The sequence below is a fragment of the Amycolatopsis sp. 195334CR genome (assembly GCF_017309385.1).
GTDB lineage: Bacteria > Actinomycetota > Actinomycetes > Mycobacteriales > Pseudonocardiaceae > Amycolatopsis.
On record NZ_JAFJMJ010000003.1, the window covers coordinates 38,696 to 54,764 of the forward strand.

17 protein-coding genes are annotated in these 16,069 nt (G+C 71.3%); 8 read left to right on the forward strand and 9 right to left on the reverse strand.

Annotation, left to right across the window (positions count from 1 at the left end; genetic code table 11):
• Positions 1–14: 14 nt before the first annotated feature.
• The 4 genes from JYK18_RS37235 to JYK18_RS37250 all read right to left on the reverse strand — a co-directional run bounded on the left by JYK18_RS37235 (position 15) and on the right by JYK18_RS37250 (position 4,181).
• Positions 15–1,205, reverse strand: coding sequence for a glycoside hydrolase family 64 protein (locus JYK18_RS37235; protein ID WP_206808376.1), 1,191 nt, complete (start codon positions 1,203–1,205; stop codon positions 15–17).
• A 104-nt stretch (positions 1,206–1,309) separates the two neighbouring features.
• Complete coding sequence (locus JYK18_RS37240; RefSeq protein WP_242583914.1) at positions 1,310–2,113, reverse strand: carbon-nitrogen hydrolase family protein; 804 nt, start codon at positions 2,111–2,113, stop codon at positions 1,310–1,312.
• Positions 2,110–3,426 carry an MFS transporter gene (locus tag JYK18_RS37245; RefSeq protein ID WP_206808377.1) on the reverse strand — a complete coding sequence of 439 codons (1,317 nt, stop codon included), beginning with the start codon at positions 3,424–3,426 and terminating at the stop codon, positions 2,110–2,112. The genes JYK18_RS37240 and JYK18_RS37245 overlap by 4 nt, the downstream gene beginning before the upstream one ends.
• Complete coding sequence (locus JYK18_RS37250; protein WP_206808378.1) at positions 3,423–4,181, reverse strand: HpcH/HpaI aldolase/citrate lyase family protein; 759 nt, start codon at positions 4,179–4,181, stop codon at positions 3,423–3,425. The genes JYK18_RS37245 and JYK18_RS37250 overlap by 4 nt, the downstream gene beginning before the upstream one ends.
• A gap of 101 nt (positions 4,182–4,282) precedes the next feature.
• Here JYK18_RS37250 and JYK18_RS37255 point away from each other — a divergent pair, with 101 nt between their 5' ends.
• The 3 genes from JYK18_RS37255 to JYK18_RS37265 all read left to right on the forward strand — a co-directional run bounded on the left by JYK18_RS37255 (position 4,283) and on the right by JYK18_RS37265 (position 5,868).
• Positions 4,283–4,930 (forward strand): GntR family transcriptional regulator, encoded by a 648-nt coding sequence (locus JYK18_RS37255; RefSeq protein ID WP_206808379.1) that lies wholly within the window; start codon positions 4,283–4,285, stop codon positions 4,928–4,930.
• A 56-nt stretch (positions 4,931–4,986) separates the two neighbouring features.
• Positions 4,987–5,325: a DUF1330 domain-containing protein gene (locus JYK18_RS37260; protein ID WP_206808380.1), complete on the forward strand. Its 339-nt coding sequence runs from the start codon at positions 4,987–4,989 to the stop codon at positions 5,323–5,325.
• 81 nt (positions 5,326–5,406) lie between these two features.
• A complete protein-coding gene (locus JYK18_RS37265) occupies positions 5,407–5,868 on the forward strand; it encodes a hypothetical protein (RefSeq protein WP_206808381.1) in 462 nt (153 codons plus the stop codon).
• Positions 5,869–5,937: 69 nt separating this feature from the next.
• Here JYK18_RS37265 and JYK18_RS37270 read toward each other — a convergent pair whose 3' ends face one another.
• Entirely contained in the window at positions 5,938–7,032 is a 1,095-nt protein-coding gene (locus JYK18_RS37270) for a nitric oxide synthase oxygenase (protein ID WP_206809911.1), read from the reverse strand.
• 355 nt (positions 7,033–7,387) lie between these two features.
• Here JYK18_RS37270 and JYK18_RS37275 point away from each other — a divergent pair, with 355 nt between their 5' ends.
• Complete coding sequence (locus JYK18_RS37275; RefSeq protein WP_206808382.1) at positions 7,388–8,140, forward strand: bifunctional 2-polyprenyl-6-hydroxyphenol methylase/3-demethylubiquinol 3-O-methyltransferase UbiG; 753 nt, start codon at positions 7,388–7,390, stop codon at positions 8,138–8,140.
• Here JYK18_RS37275 and JYK18_RS37280 read toward each other — a convergent pair.
• A complete protein-coding gene (locus JYK18_RS37280) occupies positions 8,137–8,529 on the reverse strand; it encodes an SRPBCC domain-containing protein (RefSeq protein WP_307796236.1) in 393 nt (130 codons plus the stop codon). The genes JYK18_RS37275 and JYK18_RS37280 overlap by 4 nt on opposite strands.
• An 84-nt stretch (positions 8,530–8,613) precedes the next feature.
• Here JYK18_RS37280 and JYK18_RS37285 point away from each other — a divergent pair, with 84 nt between their 5' ends.
• Positions 8,614–9,792, forward strand: coding sequence for an amidohydrolase family protein (locus JYK18_RS37285; RefSeq protein ID WP_206808385.1), 1,179 nt, complete (start codon positions 8,614–8,616; stop codon positions 9,790–9,792).
• On the opposite strand, the gene JYK18_RS37290 is transcribed toward JYK18_RS37285, so the two are convergent.
• The 3 genes from JYK18_RS37290 to JYK18_RS48145 form a co-directional block, all read right to left on the reverse strand.
• A complete protein-coding gene (locus JYK18_RS37290; RefSeq protein WP_206808387.1) occupies positions 9,758–10,288 on the reverse strand; it encodes a hypothetical protein in 531 nt (176 codons plus the stop codon). The two genes, JYK18_RS37285 and JYK18_RS37290, sit on opposite strands and share 35 nt — an antisense overlap.
• A 123-nt stretch (positions 10,289–10,411) precedes the next feature.
• Positions 10,412–10,678, reverse strand: coding sequence for a WhiB family transcriptional regulator (locus JYK18_RS37295; RefSeq protein WP_206808389.1), 267 nt, complete (start codon positions 10,676–10,678; stop codon positions 10,412–10,414).
• A gap of 135 nt (positions 10,679–10,813) precedes the next feature.
• Positions 10,814–13,333, reverse strand: a complete 2,520-nt coding sequence (locus tag JYK18_RS48145) for a LuxR C-terminal-related transcriptional regulator (protein ID WP_206808392.1) — start codon at positions 13,331–13,333, stop codon at positions 10,814–10,816.
• 114 nt (positions 13,334–13,447) lie between these two features.
• On the opposite strand from JYK18_RS48145, the gene JYK18_RS37305 reads away from it, so the two are divergent.
• From JYK18_RS37305 to JYK18_RS37315, 3 genes are all read left to right on the forward strand, one after another.
• Positions 13,448–14,095: a dioxygenase gene (locus tag JYK18_RS37305; RefSeq protein ID WP_206808394.1), complete on the forward strand. Its 648-nt coding sequence runs from the start codon at positions 13,448–13,450 to the stop codon at positions 14,093–14,095.
• A 239-nt stretch (positions 14,096–14,334) separates the two neighbouring features.
• A complete protein-coding gene (locus JYK18_RS37310) occupies positions 14,335–15,231 on the forward strand; it encodes an ABC transporter ATP-binding protein (protein WP_206808396.1) in 897 nt (298 codons plus the stop codon).
• Positions 15,218–16,045 (forward strand): ABC transporter permease, encoded by an 828-nt coding sequence (locus JYK18_RS37315; protein WP_242583916.1) that lies wholly within the window; start codon positions 15,218–15,220, stop codon positions 16,043–16,045. The genes JYK18_RS37310 and JYK18_RS37315 overlap by 14 nt, the downstream gene beginning before the upstream one ends.
• Positions 16,046–16,069 lie beyond the last annotated feature (24 nt).

Consider the following 16,069-nt stretch of genomic DNA (forward strand, 5'->3'; position numbering starts at 1 on the left):
CTTCACGGCATCGGTTACGAGTGCAGCTTCTTCAGCGTGATGGTCAGCGTGTCCGGGTCACCGGCGCGCACCGCGCCGCTGAAGTCCGGGCCGCCGGTGGAGGTGACGTCGTCGTACGGGAAGGCGTAACCCCGGTTGTCCGGCAGGCGCTCGTGCACGATGCGCGCGTAGTGGTTCGTCTTCTCCGTCTTATAGAAGTTCTCCGGCTTCTCCCCGTTCGGCTGGTCGGCGTTGTCCCGCAGCGTGGTGCGGTTCAGCGCCGCCGCCAGCCTGGGGATGATGGCCTTCCGGACATCACTGGCACCGTCCAGGGCGAACGGGCCCGAGTCGCAGCTGAGGATGTCCGCGGTGCTCGGCTTCGCGAACGTCTCCCCGTTGTCGAACTTCAGCACGCCGTCGGCGACCTGCGCGGTCACCTTGCCCCACGACGCCTGCGTGTCCACGGTCAGCGGGCTCCCGCCGTACTTGGCCCACACCTCGTCCACGTACCCGTTGAAGTAGTCCGAGAACTCCGCGGCCTGGTAGTGCGCGCTCATCGCCCGCAGGTTGCGGCCGTCGACCTTCTGGATCAGCTTGCCCCACGGCGCGCCGTCCTTCGCCGCCTGCGCCTCCAGCGCCGAGCAGATGTCGTCGAGCGCGCCCGCGGGCAGGCCCGGCACCTCGTCGGACGCCCCGGACAGCGTGGTCAGCCCGAGCGAGAGCGGCGCCGCCACGAAGTCCACGTAGCTGACGTTCACGAACAGTTCGGCCTCGTTGAAGGTGAACTCGGCGAACGACCAGTCCAGCGCGTAGTTCGGGTCGTCCGGGTTGAGGAAGCTCGGGTGCACCACGTTCGGCCCGGGGTTGACGAAGAAGGTCATCTTCTTCTCGGTGACCACGTAGATCCGCGCGCCGTACATGCGCGGCACGCGGACCGACGTGGTGCTGCCCGGCCCGCCGAGCGGGATGGCGCAGTCCTCGGCCAGCGGCGTGGTCGGCTCACCCGGCGACGGCGGGAAGTAGGTCGCCCCGCCCTCCTTGACGAAGATCGGCTTCCCGTCGGAAAGCCCGGTGACGTAGGCATACGCGGTCCCGGAGCCGGACTCGTTGCGGATGCTCAGGTTGAACGTTTCCGGCGTGGCGGCCGAAGCCGGCGCGAACCGGCTCAGCGCGACACCGGCCAGCGCCGCGGCGGAACCGCCGATGAAGGCGCGGCGAGAGATCATGATCGGACTCCTCGACGATGGGGGGACCGGACAGAAACTAACCAACAACTTGGTCCAGACCACCGAGCGAAGTCAAACCCACGATCGGAAATGATCGGGATCGGTCAAGAAGTGATCTTGAACCGCCGCAGCCGCAGGGCCGGGTTCTTCGCCCGCACCTCGTCCAGCCGCTCCCTGGTCAGCTCGGCCCCCGCGGTGGCGGTCCGCTCCCCCAGTGCCGCGACCACCACGCCCATCGGGTCGGCGATCAGGCTGTTGCCCGAGCCGGTCGGCGCGCACTGGCCCGCCGCGGCCAGGTAAAGGGTGTTCTCGATGGCCCGCGCGCGGATGAGCGTGGTCCAGTGGTCCTCCTTCAACGGCCCGGGCACCCACTCCGCGGGCAGCAGCACCACGTCCGCCCCCGCGTCCACCAGCCGCCGCGTCACCTCGGGGAACCGCAGGTCGTAGCAGGTCTGCAGACCGAAGGTGAGGTCGTCGACCTGGAACGTCTCGGGCAGTTCGATGTCGCCCGACCGGACGAAGTCCGACTCGCGGAAGCCGAACGCGTCGTAGAGGTGCAGTTTGCGGTAGAGCGCGGCGATCGAGCCGTCCTCCCCCGCCGCGACCAGCGTGTTCGAGATGCGGCCGGTACCGGGCAGCGCCTCGTTGACGCCCGCGACCAGGGTGACCCGGCGCTCGGCGGCCAGCGCGCGCAGCCCGGAGACCCACTCCCCGTCCAGCGGCTCGGCCGACTCGACGAACCGCTCGTCCATCGCGGGCACGGTGAACATGGCGTACTCGGGCAGCACCACCACCCGGGCGCCGCGGGCGACCGCCTCGTCCACCAGCCGGGTGACCTCCGCCAGGTTCGCCCGCTTGTCCTCGCCGGGGGCGAACTGCGCGACGGCGACGTGCACCATGATCCTCATCCTCGTTCCGCGTCGGGGGCGCGCATCGGTTCGATCCGGCCCAGTACCAGGGTGTAACACAGGATTCCGGCCACCAGCACCACGCCGGTGACCAGGAAGGCACCGGCGAACGAGCCGGTCACGTCGACCACCGCGCCGGTGACGATCGGCGCGGCGATGCCCAGCAGGTTCGCCACGAAGTTCACGATGCCGCCGAGCGTGCCGGTGAACCCCTCGGGCGCGATCAGCGCGACGATGCTGGCCCCCGCGGGCACCGACACCGCGAGCCCGGCCGCGCCGATCGAGAGGAACACCAGCGCCACGGCCACCGAATCGGCGTAGGCCGCGCCCGCCACCGAGAGCGAGACGAGCATGCTCACCACGAGCACGATCCGCCGCACCTTCGTCTCGTCACCGCTGAGCGCGATCAGCCGGTCCATCACCACGCCGGCGATCAGGAACTGCGCGGCGACCGCCACCAGCCAGGGGATCATCGTGTAGACGCCACCGGCGAGCAGCTTCACGCCGAACTGCTTTTCCAGGTACCCGGGCAGCCAGGTGAGCAGCACGTAGTAGGCGTAGGTGTAGGAGGCATAACCGAGCGCGAGCCCCCAGGTCTTGCGGCGGCGCAGCAGGTGCCCGAGCCCGCGCAGGGAGGAACCGCTGTTGGTCGCGTCCTCGTCCTCGGCACCGTTCTGCCGGATGTAGGCGTACTCGGCCTCGGTGAGCCTGCCGCGCGCCAGCGCCTGCTTCGGCGTGAGGTAGAGAAACCACCACACGAGCAGGTACACCACGCTGAGCGCGCCGGTGAACAGGAACGCCGCGTGCCAGCTGAAGGTGGTGACCAGGAACGCCATCACCGGGATGCCGAGCACGTTCGAGGCCTTGGCGCAGCCGTCGAAGATCGCCGTGGCGGTACCGCGTTCCTGGCGCGGGAACCACTGTCCGATGGCTTTCCAGCCCGCCGGGATCGTCGGCGCCTCACCGACGCCGAGCACCAGCCGCGACGCCAGCAGCAGCCCGAGCCCGCCCGCCGCGGCGGAGGCGAACGACGCCACCGCCCACAGCGCCGCCGCGACCCGGTTCACCCAGCGCACGCCGATCCGGTCGACGATCGAGCCGATCGGCAGCTGCAGCATGGCGTAGGTCCACAGGAACGCCGAGGACAGCAACCCCATCTGCGACGCGCTGATCTCGAAGTCCCGCATGATCTCGGGCGCGGCGATGGACAGGTTCACGCGGTCGATGTAGTTGACGAACATGCCCACGCCGAGCACGCCCGCGATGCCCCAGCGCGCCCGGCCGGTCCTGACCGCCTCGCGGGCGGTGGTCATCGGCCCGCGGCCGCGTCGATCGCGGTCATCTGCTCGAAGGGCGCGCTGAACCCGGCTGCGAGCGCGCCGTGCTGCATGATCAGCGCCAGCTGGTCGGCGCCGTTGCGCGCGGCGAACTCCTTCTCGGCCTCGCTCCACGCGGGCAGCACCCACGGTTTCCCGGCGGCGGCCGCGGCTTCGGCGACGCGCCGGAGGTCGGCGAAGTCGCCGTCGGTGCGCGCGTAGGCACCGCGTTCCCGCCGCAGCGAGAGATCCGACGGACCGACGAACACACCGTCCACAGTGTCCAGTGCGAGGATCGCGTCGATCTCTTTGATGGCACCGGCGTCCTCGATCATCGGCAGGCAGCGGGTGCGGCTGTCCTGTTCGGACACCCACGCGTCGGTGAACCCGCCGTAGCCGGTGGTCCGCCCGCCGGCGAAGCTGCGGTCGCCCAGCGGCGGGAACTTCGCGAACGCGGTGACCTCCTTGGCGTGCGCGGCGTTCTCCACGTGCGGGATGACCACCGCGTCCGCGCCGAAGTCCAGCGCCTGCTGGATCGGGCCGCGTTCCGGACCCAGCACCTTGGCCAGCACCTCCAGGCCGAGCGCGCGGGCGAACGGGATGAACCGCTCCAGGTCGGCCAGGTCGAACGCGCCGTGCTCGATGTCCAGCACCACCGCCCCGTAGCCGATGCCGCGGGCGATCTCCGCGGCGGCGAAACCGGGGTCGGAGAGCCAGACCGCATAGCGCCGATCAGGGGTTTTCGCGTTCATGCAGACCTCCACCACGTCGAGTGGGATCTGTGTATACATGACGGATACACGAGATGTCCAGGGGTGTAGGATCCTCTCGGCACGCCGGCGAGAGGAGCTCCATGACCGGGACCGCGGAAGGCCCCGCGCGCGATCGGGTCTACACCTGGCTGCGCGACGGGATCATCTCCGGCGAGATCGAGGCCGGGCGGTTCCTCGACGAGCACTGGGTGTCCGGGGTGGTCGGGGTGTCGCGCACGCCGGTGCGGGAGGCCTTCCACCGGCTGGCCGCCGAGCGGTTCATCAGCCTGCTGCCGCGCAAGGGCGCGCAGGTCAGGACGGTCACCGCGCGGGAACTGGAGGAGGTCTACCAGACCCGGCGGCTGATCGAGGGCCACGCGATCGCCACGCTGTGCGCGAACCGCGCCGGGGTGCCGGAGCAGATGCCCGAGCTGCTGGAGGCGATGGAACGCGCCGGCGAGGCGGGCGACTGGTTCGAGGTGTCCGGCCTGGACCGCACCTTCCACCGCGCGATGGTCAACGCCGCCGGGAACTCCGTGCTCACCGAGCTGTACGACACGCTGCGCTCGCGGCAGCAGCGGGTCGCCGTGCGCGCGCTGCAGGCCAGGCCGGACCGGCTGGCGGTGATCAACGCCGAGCACCGCGCCCTGGTCGACGCACTGGCACGGCACGACGAGACCGAGGCCGCGCGCATCCTGAACCAGCACCTGCGCCCGGTTTCGGAGGTCATGTCGCTGCTGCCGGAATGACCGGCATTACCTCCGGCGTAATCGACCCGGCGCGCGGGCTCGGACAACATGGGTTCATGACCGCTTACGCACTCGCTCACCTGCGACGTTCCGAATCCGTCCACCCCGCCGTGCTCGAGTACATGGCCCGCGTGCAGGACACGCTCGACCCGTTCGGCGGCCGGTTCCTGGTGCACGGCGGCGTGCTGGACGTGAAGGAAGGCGACTGGCCGGGGGACGTGGTGCTGGTCGAGTTCCCGGATATGGAACGGGCGAGGGCCTGGTACGCCTCGCCCGCCTACCAGGAGATCCTGCCGCTGCGCGCGGACCACCTCGCCGGGGAGCTGGTGCTGGTGGACGGGGTCGCGCCGGGGCACAGCGCCGCGGCGAAGGCGGCGCGCCTGGCCGGTTCCTGAGCGCTCGGCGCGCCCTGTGGGGGTCCGGCGGGGGTGCGGTGGCACCATCGGGAGCAGCACCCGAGAAGAGGGGAAGTGTTCATGACCCCGCTCGACAGCCGGCTCGGCCAAGCCGCCGCGACCATCACGAACTGGTGCGCCACCGAGGCCGCGGTGCGCGGCCAGGACCACGCCGCCGCCACCTACGCGGACACGATCCCGGCCGCCGCCACCTACACCGCGGGCGGGCTCGGCGCCCCGCCCGGTGTCCTCGAACTGGACGAGGAGGACCTCGCCCTGCTCGCCGAACTGGCCGCCCAGGCACGCGAGCGGCTGGACACCTGGCAGCGCACGGGCTGGCTCTCCCCCGCCGACCGCGACCGCATCCTGTTCACCGCGCGCGCCGCGCTGGCGGGCGCCCCGCACGAGGACCCGGCGGCCAGGGAATCGGCCGCCGCGTCGCTCGAGGAGCTGGAACAGTGGTGCGCGCAAGCGCCCGCCGAACCACCCGCCACCGCTCCGGAGGAACCGGTGCAAGGAGAACTCTTCGCCCTACCGGGCTGACCCCGTGCTGTGAATGTGGCTTTCACAGCGGATTCTGCAGTGAAAGCCACATTCACAGCACTCGGCGGGCTACTGCGCCGGGAGGAACGCCGGGCGCACGGTGGTGTCCGGCGGGTCGTAGTACCGGTGGAACACCGGGGTCTGGCTGCCCGACAGCGGCGGCACGATCCAGCTCCAGTCCGCCCGGCACACCCGGCCCGCCTCCTCCTCGCGGCCCAGGTGGGTGAGGAACCGGCGTGCCTCGGTGTGGTGGTCGGTGATGGTCACCCCCGCCGCCTCGAAGGAGTGGTGCACGGCCACGGTGAGCTCCACCATCGCCCGGTCGCGCCACAGCGCGCCGTCACGCAGGCCCATCCGCCGCGCGATCTGCGGCAGCAGGTCGTACCGGGCGGTGTCGGCGAGGTTGCGCGCGCCCACCTCGGTGCCCATGTACCACCCGTTGAACGGCGCCGCCGGGTAACGCACCCCGCCGATCTCCAGCGGCATGCAGCTGATCGCGGGCACCGCGTGCCACCGCAGCCCCAGCTCGGCGAACCACGGCAGGTCCGGGTGGCTCAACGGCACCTCCAGCACCGCGTCGGCGGGCAGGGTGAACCAGTGCAGTTCGCCCTCGGCCGCCTCGATGATCAGCGGCAGCAGGTCGAACGGGCCGCGCTCCGCGGGCGGGCACCAGCCGAGCCGGCGCGCGAGATCGGTGAAGGCGAGGTTCCTCGGATCACCCAGCACCGAACCGCCGGGACCGCGATAAGCCGCATAACGGATCAATTGTTCATTCCAGATCCGCGGCCCGTTCCCCGCCCCGGAATCGGGCGCGAAGATCGTCACCGCCGATCTTATCCGGCCGCCTCTTGTCACTTCGCGGAGGTGATCGAAACATTGTCCGGCAATACCGGCGGCGTCGGTGACCTGGCGCCGGTCGCGAATTTTCAGGCTCCGCCAGTACAACCGGCCGATGCACCGGTCGGCGTTGCGCCAGGCGACCCTGGCCCCGAATTCCAGTTCCGCTTCGGTGTGCCGGTAGGTGCCCGTGGCCTCGATCTCGGCGCGGACCTCGGCCAGCCGCACGGACAACTCGCCGACGGAAGGTTGCTCGTGGTAAAGCAAACGGAGGAACTCCTCGGCCGCGACCATGCTGACGCTGTGTTCACCACCCACCCGCTGCATCGGCAGCGAAACCACTCGTACGGCGGTTCCGGTCACCTTTTTACCTCACTTTCCGAATCGGGTGATCCGTAAAAATGACAAAGGGGGAGCCTACCTCAAAGAATCGGAATTCGCGCATTTTTACGCTTGTTCAACGCGGTGAACAATTAACCAGGCCCGGCTCCCCGCCCGGGCAGACCGCACGAAAAGCCGTGTACCCAGCCCGCGTGGCACTGCTACCGTCGGGGAACCGCGAACATGGAGGCAGCCATGGCTGCCCGGACTCTCGCCCCGGGCCATCACCGCGAGGCCGCCTGAGCCTCCGGCCGCCCGGTGCCATCGACCGTCAAACCGATGCACCGCAAGGAGCTTCCTCATGTCCGGAATACCTTCATCCACCTGGTACGTGGATTTCTTCACCGAACTGCCCAACGAGTTCTGGCGCCGGGCCGTGCCGCCGGAGACCACCGTCCAGGAGATCGATTTCCTCGAGCAGAACCTCGGTCTCACCCCGCGTTCGCGGATACTGGACGTGCCGTGCGGCAGCGGGCGGCACAGCCTCGAACTCGCCCGTCGCGGGCACCGGGTGACCGGTGTCGACTTGTCCGCCGAAGCGATCGGCCACGCCCGGCGCGCCGCCGCCGGTCTCGACGTCGAATTCGTCCAGGCCGACATGCGGGAGATCCCGCGGGACGCCGGGTTCGACGCCGTGCTGTGCCTCGGCAACAGTTTCGGCTACCTCGAACTCGACGGCCTGCGGGAGTTCGCCGCCGCGCTGGGCGCCGCCGTCCGGCCCGGCGGCGGGCTGGTCGTCGACTTCGGCTCGGCGGCGGAGTCGATCCTGCCCGGTTACCGGGCCGAGCCGCGGACCCTGCGCACCGGCGACATCACCGTGCTCGCGACCAGCGAGTACGACGTCGCCGGGAGCCGGGTGTTCAGCCGCTACCGGTTCTCCCGTGGCGGAGAGGAGGTCGACGTGACCGCGATCCACCACGTGTACACCGTGGCGCAACTGGTCGATCTGTTGTCCGGCAACGGGTTCATCGGCATCGAGCTGTTCGGCGGCCCGGCCGGGGAAGCCTACGAGCTCGGCAGCGGACGGCTCCTGCTCACCGCACGACGGGGTTAGACACCGTCGAGGTGGGCCGCGAGCAGGTCGAGCCCGGCCTCCCAGCCGGGTGCGACCGCGGAGCCGGTCTCGGGCCCGTCCACGACGTTGGTGAACACCAGCGTGCAGGCGTGGTCGCCGTCGGCGGTCAGCTCGAAGCGCAGCAGCTCACCGTCCCAGGTGTACTCCAGCAGGCTCGGCCGGTCGGCCCGGAGGACCGTGCCCGCGCCGATCGGGCCGGACGCCGCCACGAAGGCGAGTCCGGCCCCTTCGGTGAACTCCAGGCGCGAGCGGTCGTAGTCGAGGATCTGGACGAACCAGGCCCGCAGTTCGTCCCGCTCGGTCAGCGCGCGCCACACCTTCTCCCGCGAATGCGCCAGCCGCCGTTCGAACCGCAGCGCGAACCCCACGACGCCTCCTATATTCCGTCCCAGCAATATTGCCCACGCAGAATACTGACGGCCCGCCGGGCGCGCAACTGACAGGATGCGGGCATGCGGTACCTACTGACCGGCGGCTCGGTGTTCGACGCCGCTTCCGGGGAAGTGAGCCGGGCCGACGTGGTGCTCGACGGCGACCGCATCGCCGCGGTGGGCACCGACCTCGACGGCGACGAGGCGGTCGACTGCACCGGCGGCCTGCTGGTGCCCGGCTTCATCGACTGCCACACCCACGTCGGCATGGCGCAGACCCTCGGCGGTGACCCGTACGGCCTGCCGCGCTCGGCCCGCGTGCTGTCCGCCGTCCCCGTGCTGCGCACGCTGCTCGGCCTCGGCATCACCACCGTGCGCGACGCCTGGGGCGCCGACGCCGGCCTGCGGCTGGCGGTGGAGCGCGGCTGGATCGACGGGCCGCGGGTGCTGATCAGCCTGCGCCAGACCGGCACCACCGGCAGCATCGGCGACCACTGGGGCGCGGGCACCGGGCCGGTCGACTTCTTCGGCGACCCGTCCATGCCCGACCCGATCTTCGACGGACCGGACCAGGCCAGGGCGGTGGTCCGCCGGATGGTGCGCGCGGGCGCGGACTGGATCAAGCTCGCCGCCACCGGCTCGGTCGCCGCCGGGACCGGGGTGCACGACGTGCAGCTCACCGCCGAGGAACTGACCGCCGTCGTCGACGAGGCCGCGCGGCAGGGCGGCCGCCGGGTGATGGTGCACGCGCACGGCGCCCGGGCGGCGGAACTGGCCGCGCGGGCGGGTGCGGCCAGCGTCGAGCACGGCGTCTACCTGGACGAAGCCGCCGTGGCCGCGATGGCCGAGGCGGGCACGTGGTTCGTGCCGACGCTGTCCTGCACGCAGGAAGCCGAGGCGCCGGCCGAACGGGCCGAGGCGCACCGGGAGTCGGTGCGCCTCGCGCTGGCGGCCGGGGTGCCGATCGCGATGGGCACCGACAACCCGGTCAGCCCGCACACCCGTGCACTGCGGGAGATCCACCACCTCGCCGAGGCCGGGCTCGGCGCGGCCGGCGCGCTCCGCGCGTCCACTTTGGACGCCGCCAAGCTGCTCGGGCTGGCCGCCGACCGGGGTGAGATCACCGAGCGCAAGCGCGCGGATCTGGTGCTGCTGGACGGAACCGGGCTGGACACCGAGGACCTGGCGAGCCGGGTCAGGGCGGTCTGGCACGACGGGAAGCCGGTCAGCGCCGTTTCCGGATCCGCCCGCCGGGCTTGAACGCGGTCATCAGCACGCAGGTCAGGTACATGCCCGACGAGACGAACCCGGCCGAAAGCAGCCCACCGGCGTACGCGCTGGTGTCGATCAGCTGACCGGACGGAGCGGCGGAGACGGCCGCCGCCAGTTCGCCCAGCCCCGGCACCGAGGACAGCGGCGTGAGCACCACCGCGATCAGCGTGAGCACGAACTTGATCGCCACCCACCAGTGCCGGAACAGGCCCCACTTGGTGGCCAGCGACAACACCAGCCCGCTGGCGAAGGTGAGCAGGCTGACCGGGATGAGCAGGGTCTCGCCGACCATCGCCATGGCGGTGAAGGCGGCGTGCTGGCGGGTCGGGTCGGCGGTGGACAGGCCGCTGAGCAGGAGCACCAGGTTGGCCGCGGTGATGCCGAGCCAGCCGACCGAGGTGACGATGTGGAGCGCCACCACGGACTTGCGCGCCCGTGGGCTGAGCCGGAACCGCGGGGCCCGGCTGGAAGTGGTGGTGTGCATGGGAAAAGTCTGCGGAGCGCGGGCCGTCGTGTCGTCGGCCCACGTCGGGCTTGTCCGCCTGCGCCCGGCCCGGTACGCACGCCGCCGGGGTACGGCGGAGGGCGTACCGGGTCCGTGGCGGGCTCAGGCGGCCTGCGGTGACGAGGCGCGCTTGAGCGCCCGCCGTTCGCGTTCCGTGGCGCCGCCGAAGATGCCGTGGTCCAGGCCGTTGTCCATGGCGTAGTCCAGGCACCGCGCCCGCACCGGGCAGCCGGCGCAGACGGCCTTGGCCCGCTCCGCCTGCCGGGCACCGGGGCCCACGTCGGAGAGCGGGAAGAACAGTTCGGGGTCGTGGTCGCCGCAGGCGGCCAGTTCGGTCCAGTTGTCGTAGTACACGCTGTCGAAGTCCATGGTGAAGCCGCCCCCTTCCAGGCGGTGGAGTACAACTCGGTGGGTCATGATTCTGCGGGACGAGGGCAGCACGGCGCGCGCCATTTTCGGCGGCCGTGCTGGGGAACACCGCGTCCAACAGCAGCGGGCCGGGAGTTATTCCCCGGCCAGCAGGCGGCGGTCGCGGACCCGGCGTTTGCGCATCGCGCTGGCCACGTGCGCCTCGACCGTGCGGATCGACAGGAACAGCGATTCGGCGATCTGGCGATTGGTCAGCCCGCGCCCGGCCAGTTCGGCGACCGATTTCTCCCGCGGCGACAACGCCTGCCCGTAACCGCGTCTCCCCCGCCGGTGCGGAATGCGGTATCCGTTGCGGCGCAAGGTTTCCGCGCAGCGCGCGGCGTCCCAGGAAGCACCGAGCGCGGTGTATCCGGCGGCCGTGCGCGCGAGCGGTTTTTCGTCACCGGAACGCAGCCGCAGTTCCGCGAACGCCTCGGCCGCGCGCAGGGCGGAATACGGCCGCCCCAGTGCGCGGTAACCGTCGATCGCCGCGGTGAATTCGGTTTCACTCCGGTGGAGCATTCCGGCGGTCAAGTGCGCGGCAGCCGTCACCAGCGGGGCGTCCAGGTCCGCGAAACCCGCGCGGAATTCGCTGAGTAATCGGTCGGCTTCATCGAGTTCACGCACGGCCAGTGGCACCAGGTCGGCGGCCCACACCCAGAGGTCCTGCTTGCGGATCGCGGCCAGCAGATCGGTCAGCGGTTCCGGTTCGATCCTGGCCAGGGCGGTCCGCGCGGCCAGCAGCATCGGCATGGACAGGTCCGCCGCGGCGACCTCCGCCACCGCGCGCAGTTCGTGGCGCGCGGTCACCAGGTCGCCCTTCGCCAGCGCCAGTTCCCCCAGCACCAGCCGCGCTTCGGCGTCCAGCTCGGGCAGGCGCCAGGCGTCGGCGCGGACCACCTCGGCGCGGTCGGCCAGGCCCGCCCAGTCCCCCGCGGCGAAGTCGGCACGCAGCCGGGTGCCCGCCATCACCACGTCGAGGTACTCGTCCTCGTCCGACAGCGCCCGCGCGCGGGTGAGCATGCGGCGCGCGTCCTCCGGATGGCCCAGCCAGGCCGCCGCGTCGGCGAAGTTGACCGCTCCCCTGGACAGTTGCGCGGGCACGCCCGGCTCGGCGAGCACCTTCTCCGCCGCCGCGCGGCCACCGGGATCGCCCGCGAACAGCAGGACGGTCGCGTGGTTGACGCGGACCGCCGTGCGCACCTCCAGGTCGTCCACGTGGTCGAGCAGGGCGAGCGCCCGGCCGGCCCATTTCCGCCGGTCCGCGACGGCTTCGGTGCCATCCCCGGCCACCGCCAGCGCGGCCATCGCCCGTGCGGCGAGGTCCGGGCGGGGCGCCAGTTCCCCGGCCGCCAGGGTGAGCTGGTGGCGGCCCGCGGTCCGGTCGCAGCCCTGCTGGCACAACAGCATCGCCAGGGCGAGCCGGATCTCCCCGCGCTGCACCGGGGTGAAGTCCTCGGTGAGCAACGCCTGCAACGCCTTGATCGCGACGTCGTGCCTGCTGCCGTGCGCGGCGACCCGCCCGAGCAGCGTGGCCAGGCGCAGCCGGTCAGCCTGGGCCAGTCCCGGCGCGGCGAGCGCGCCGGCGAGCAGGTCGACCACCGCGTCGCCCTCGCCGGTGCGGTGGGCCTGCTCCCCCGCCGCGAGCGCGTACCGCACCCAGTCGCGCACGCGCCCGGCCTCACGGCTGTGGTGCGCCAGGCGCAACGCGGGCGCCGGATCGGCCGAAGCGAGCGCGTCGGCGGCGGCGCGGTGCACGGCACGGCGTTCGGCGGGGCCGAGCAGTTCCTCGATGGCGCGGGACGCGAGGGCGTGCCGGGTGGAGAACCGGCCGGGGCCGGTCGTCACCAGCAGCCCGGCGTCGAGCGCTTCGTCGACCGCTTCCGGTGCGCCGAGCAGCGATTCCTCCACCGGTACCGCGAAAACCGCCGCCGCGACCACCGCCGCGCGGGCCGGCGCGGAAACCTGGCCCAGCCGCTGGGCGAACGACCCGCGCAACGCCACCGAGGGCTGGAGGTCGCCGAACAACGCGGTGGAATCGGGCAGTGCGCGCACCACTTCCTCGATGACGAAGGGAACTCCGCCGGTCAGCGCGTGGAGCCGGTCGGCGAAGGCCGCCGAAACCGCGCGGACACCCAGGTGCGCGGCGGCCAGTTCCGCCGCTTCGGCGCGGTTCAGCGGCCGCAGTTCGATCTCCACCGCCGTCGGCGCACCGGCGGCGAGATCGATCGGCCGCGTTTCCTGGGGCCGGTAGGTGAGCACCACCCGCAGCCCCGGCGGGAGGCGCGGGCAGAGGTAGCGCAGGAACTCCCAGGTGGCGTTGTCCGCCCAGTGCAGGTCTTCGATGACCAGCGTCGCCGGTCCGGCGTCGTCGAGTAGTTTGCGCAACGCCGGGAATCCCCCGGCCAGGCCCAGTGCCTCGACCACCGGGCCGAGCGGGAGCGGTTCGCGCAGCGGCGAGCAACGACCGACGAACTTCTGCCCCGGCAGGCCGCCGACCAGCCGGGTCTTGCCGATGCCCGCCTCCCCGCCGACGAGGATCAGCGCGGGTGCGGAAACGGCGGCGAGCGCGGCCAGTTCGTCGGCGCGCCCCACCGTGGCGATCTGCTCGGTCACCTTCGGCTCCTTCGCGGAAGACGGACATTTAAGTCCGTAGCGCTACGCATTGCAACGGTTCCGTTCCGTCCTGCATGGTCTAAACCACTCGCGAACCCACAAGGAGACCCCGCGATGACCGACGACTCGAACACTGACGAAACCCCGGAGAACGGGATTTCGCGCAAGCGCGCCCTGCAGCTCGGCCTGCTCGCCGTCCCGGCGGCCGCCGCGCTGGGGGCCGCGATGCCCACCGCGCAGTCCGAAGCCGTACCGCAGAACCTGGAACCGACCCCGGAGTGCGACGACGGCGACGCCCCCACCATCCCGCAGATGGAGGGGCCCTACTTCAAGCCGAACTCGCCCCAGCGCACCACGCTGGTGACCCCGCAGACGCCGGGCATCCGGCTGCTGGTCACCGGGTACGTGTTCACCCGGTCCTGCGCGCCGGTGGCGCAGGCGCTGCTGGACTTCTGGCAGGCCAACAGCCAGGGCGGCTACGACAACGTCGGCTACAACTTCCGCGGGCACCAGTTCACCGGGCCCGACGGCAAGTTCACCCTGTCCACCATCGTGCCGGGGCTCTACCCGGGCCGCACCCGCCACCTGCACGTGAAGGTGCAGGCCCCGAACCGGCCGATCCTGACCACGCAGTTGTACTTCCCGAACGAACCCCGCAACAACACCGACCCGATCTTCGACCCGCGGTTGCTGATGACCGTGCGGAACACCCCCACGGGCGGCCGGGAGGCGACCTTCGACTTCGTGCTGAACTTCGGCTGAAGCTCGAGGTCCCCGCCGGTCAGGTGCGGCGGAACTCCCGATCGGCGGTGGCCCCGGAGCGGTCGTGGCAGAGGACGGCCCCTTCGTGCCGAACCGGAGTCTGCCCCGCACCGCGGGGGAAGGCCGGGACCAATGACGGTCCCGGCCTTCTTTCTGCCGTTCTACGTCGGGGTGCGTAGTCTCCGGTGCCGCCTCGCGCGGGACGCGGTGACCACGGCGCGGCGCGCACGCTCTGGGGCATGAACCTCCCGGTGGAAATCCGCGAACTCTCCAAGCGCTACGGCGACGTGCTAGCCGTGGACGGGCTGAGCCTGACCGTGCGGCCAGGCGAGGTCTACGGTTTCCTCGGCCCGAACGGGGCCGGGAAGACCACGACGTTGCGCATGCTGCTCGGCCTGCTGCGCCCGACTTCGGGGCAGGTCCGCCTGTTCGGCTCGCCGCCGGGCGACCTGTCGGCGGTGGGCGCGCTGATCGAGTCGCCCGCGTTCTACCCGTACCTGTCCGGCCGCGAGAACCTCCGGGTGCTGGCGCGCTACACCGGTGCCGGGGTGGAGCGCGTCGACGCGGTGCTGGACACCGTCGATCTGCTGGCGCGGGGTGGTGACCGGTACTCGTCGTACTCGCTGGGCATGAAGCAGCGGCTCGGTGTGGCGGCGGCGCTGCTCAAGGATCCGCGCCTGCTGGTGCTGGACGAGCCCACGAACGGCCTCGATCCGGCGGGCATGGCCGGCATGCGGACGCTGATCCGCGAGCTGGGCGCCAGCGGGCGGACGGTGTTGCTGTCGAGTCACCTGCTCGGTGAGGTGCAGCAGATCTGCGACCGCGTCGGCGTGGTTTCGCACGGGCGGCTGGTCGCGGAGAACACCGTGGCCGAACTGCGCGGGGCTTCGGTGCTGCGCGTGGTGGCGGATCCCTTGCCGCGGGCCGCTTCGGTCGCGGCCGGGTTGATCGGCGAGGCGCAGGTCGTGGTGCGGGACGGCGCTCTGGAACTGGCGCTGGCCCCGGAAAAAGCGGCGTGGCTCAACAGCGAACTGGTCGCCGCGGGCGTCGGCGTCAGCGAATTGCGGGTCGCGGAACGCGATCTGGAACAGGTCTTCTTCGAACTCACCCAAGGCGGCGACGATGTTGTGGCGTAGCACGAGCGCGGAACTGACCAAGTTGACGCGGCGACCGGCGAACTGGCTGATGCTGGCGGTCGGAACCGCGTTGGGCCTGACGTTCACGTACCTGCTGCCCCTGGCGGGCGCGGCGGGCGCGTCGAGTGGCGCCCCGAACAGCGACCGGGGCCTCGCCTCGACGTTCCCGGACCAGCTGGTGGGCAACTCGATCGGCGGCCTGCCGGTGTTCCTGGGTGCCATAGCTTTGGTGATCGGCGTGCTGGCGGTGGGTGGCGAATACGGTTGGGGCACTTGGAAGACGGTCCTCACCCAGGGCCCTTCACGGCTCACGGTGTACGGCGGGAAGCTCTTCGCACTGGCGTTCGCGATGCTGGCGCTGGTCGTGGCGATCTTTGCGTGCGGGGCGTTGGTGAGCGCTGTCATCGCTCTTTCGGAAGGCGTGCCGCTGTCGTGGCCCTCGGTGGGTTCCGTGGTTGTCGGTGTTGGCGCGGGCTGGCTGATCGCCTGCACCTGGGCGGCTTTCGGCGTGTTGCTGGCGATCGCCATGCGGGGCGTGGCTCTGCCGATGGGCCTCGGTTTGGTGTGGCTGCTGGTGGTGCAGAACTTATTGATCGGCGTGGCGGCGCCCCTGGTGAGCTGGGTGGAGGACCTCCAACTGGGCCTGCCGGGGTCGAATGCCGGGTCGCTGGTGGCTTCCCTGGGCGCCTCGACGCAGTCCCCGGGGGTGGCGGAACTTACCGGCCCGGTGCAGGCGGCTTTGGTGGTTTTCGCATACCTGATCGCCTTCACCGGCCTGGGCGGCTGGCTCCTCCACCGCCGAGACGTCATCTGAAACGGCGCCGATGCCGCATACTCG

Bases quoted from the DNA above. Each gene is read 5' to 3' on its own strand.
- JYK18_RS37235 (WP_206808376.1), bottom strand. From the start codon at position 1,205: ATGATCTCTCGCCGCGCCTTCATCGGCGGTTCCGCCGCGGCGCTGGCC.
- JYK18_RS37240 (WP_242583914.1), bottom strand. From the start codon at position 2,113: ATGAGGATCATGGTGCACGTCGCCGTCGCGCAGTTCGCCCCCGGCGAG.
- JYK18_RS37245 (WP_206808377.1), bottom strand. From the start codon at position 3,426: ATGACCACCGCCCGCGAGGCGGTCAGGACCGGCCGGGCGCGCTGGGGC.
- JYK18_RS37250 (WP_206808378.1), bottom strand. From the start codon at position 4,181: ATGAACGCGAAAACCCCTGATCGGCGCTATGCGGTCTGGCTCTCCGAC.
- JYK18_RS37255 (WP_206808379.1), top strand. From the start codon at position 4,283: ATGACCGGGACCGCGGAAGGCCCCGCGCGCGATCGGGTCTACACCTGG.
- JYK18_RS37260 (WP_206808380.1), top strand. From the start codon at position 4,987: ATGACCGCTTACGCACTCGCTCACCTGCGACGTTCCGAATCCGTCCAC.
- JYK18_RS37265 (WP_206808381.1), top strand. From the start codon at position 5,407: ATGACCCCGCTCGACAGCCGGCTCGGCCAAGCCGCCGCGACCATCACG.
- JYK18_RS37270 (WP_206809911.1), bottom strand. From the start codon at position 7,032: ATGCAGCGGGTGGGTGGTGAACACAGCGTCAGCATGGTCGCGGCCGAG.
- JYK18_RS37275 (WP_206808382.1), top strand. From the start codon at position 7,388: ATGTCCGGAATACCTTCATCCACCTGGTACGTGGATTTCTTCACCGAA.
- JYK18_RS37285 (WP_206808385.1), top strand. From the start codon at position 8,614: ATGCGGTACCTACTGACCGGCGGCTCGGTGTTCGACGCCGCTTCCGGG.
- JYK18_RS37290 (WP_206808387.1), bottom strand. From the start codon at position 10,288: ATGCACACCACCACTTCCAGCCGGGCCCCGCGGTTCCGGCTCAGCCCA.
- JYK18_RS37295 (WP_206808389.1), bottom strand. From the start codon at position 10,678: ATGGACTTCGACAGCGTGTACTACGACAACTGGACCGAACTGGCCGCC.
- JYK18_RS37305 (WP_206808394.1), top strand. From the start codon at position 13,448: ATGACCGACGACTCGAACACTGACGAAACCCCGGAGAACGGGATTTCG.
- JYK18_RS37310 (WP_206808396.1), top strand. From the start codon at position 14,335: ATGAACCTCCCGGTGGAAATCCGCGAACTCTCCAAGCGCTACGGCGAC.
- JYK18_RS37315 (WP_242583916.1), top strand. From the start codon at position 15,218: ATGTTGTGGCGTAGCACGAGCGCGGAACTGACCAAGTTGACGCGGCGA.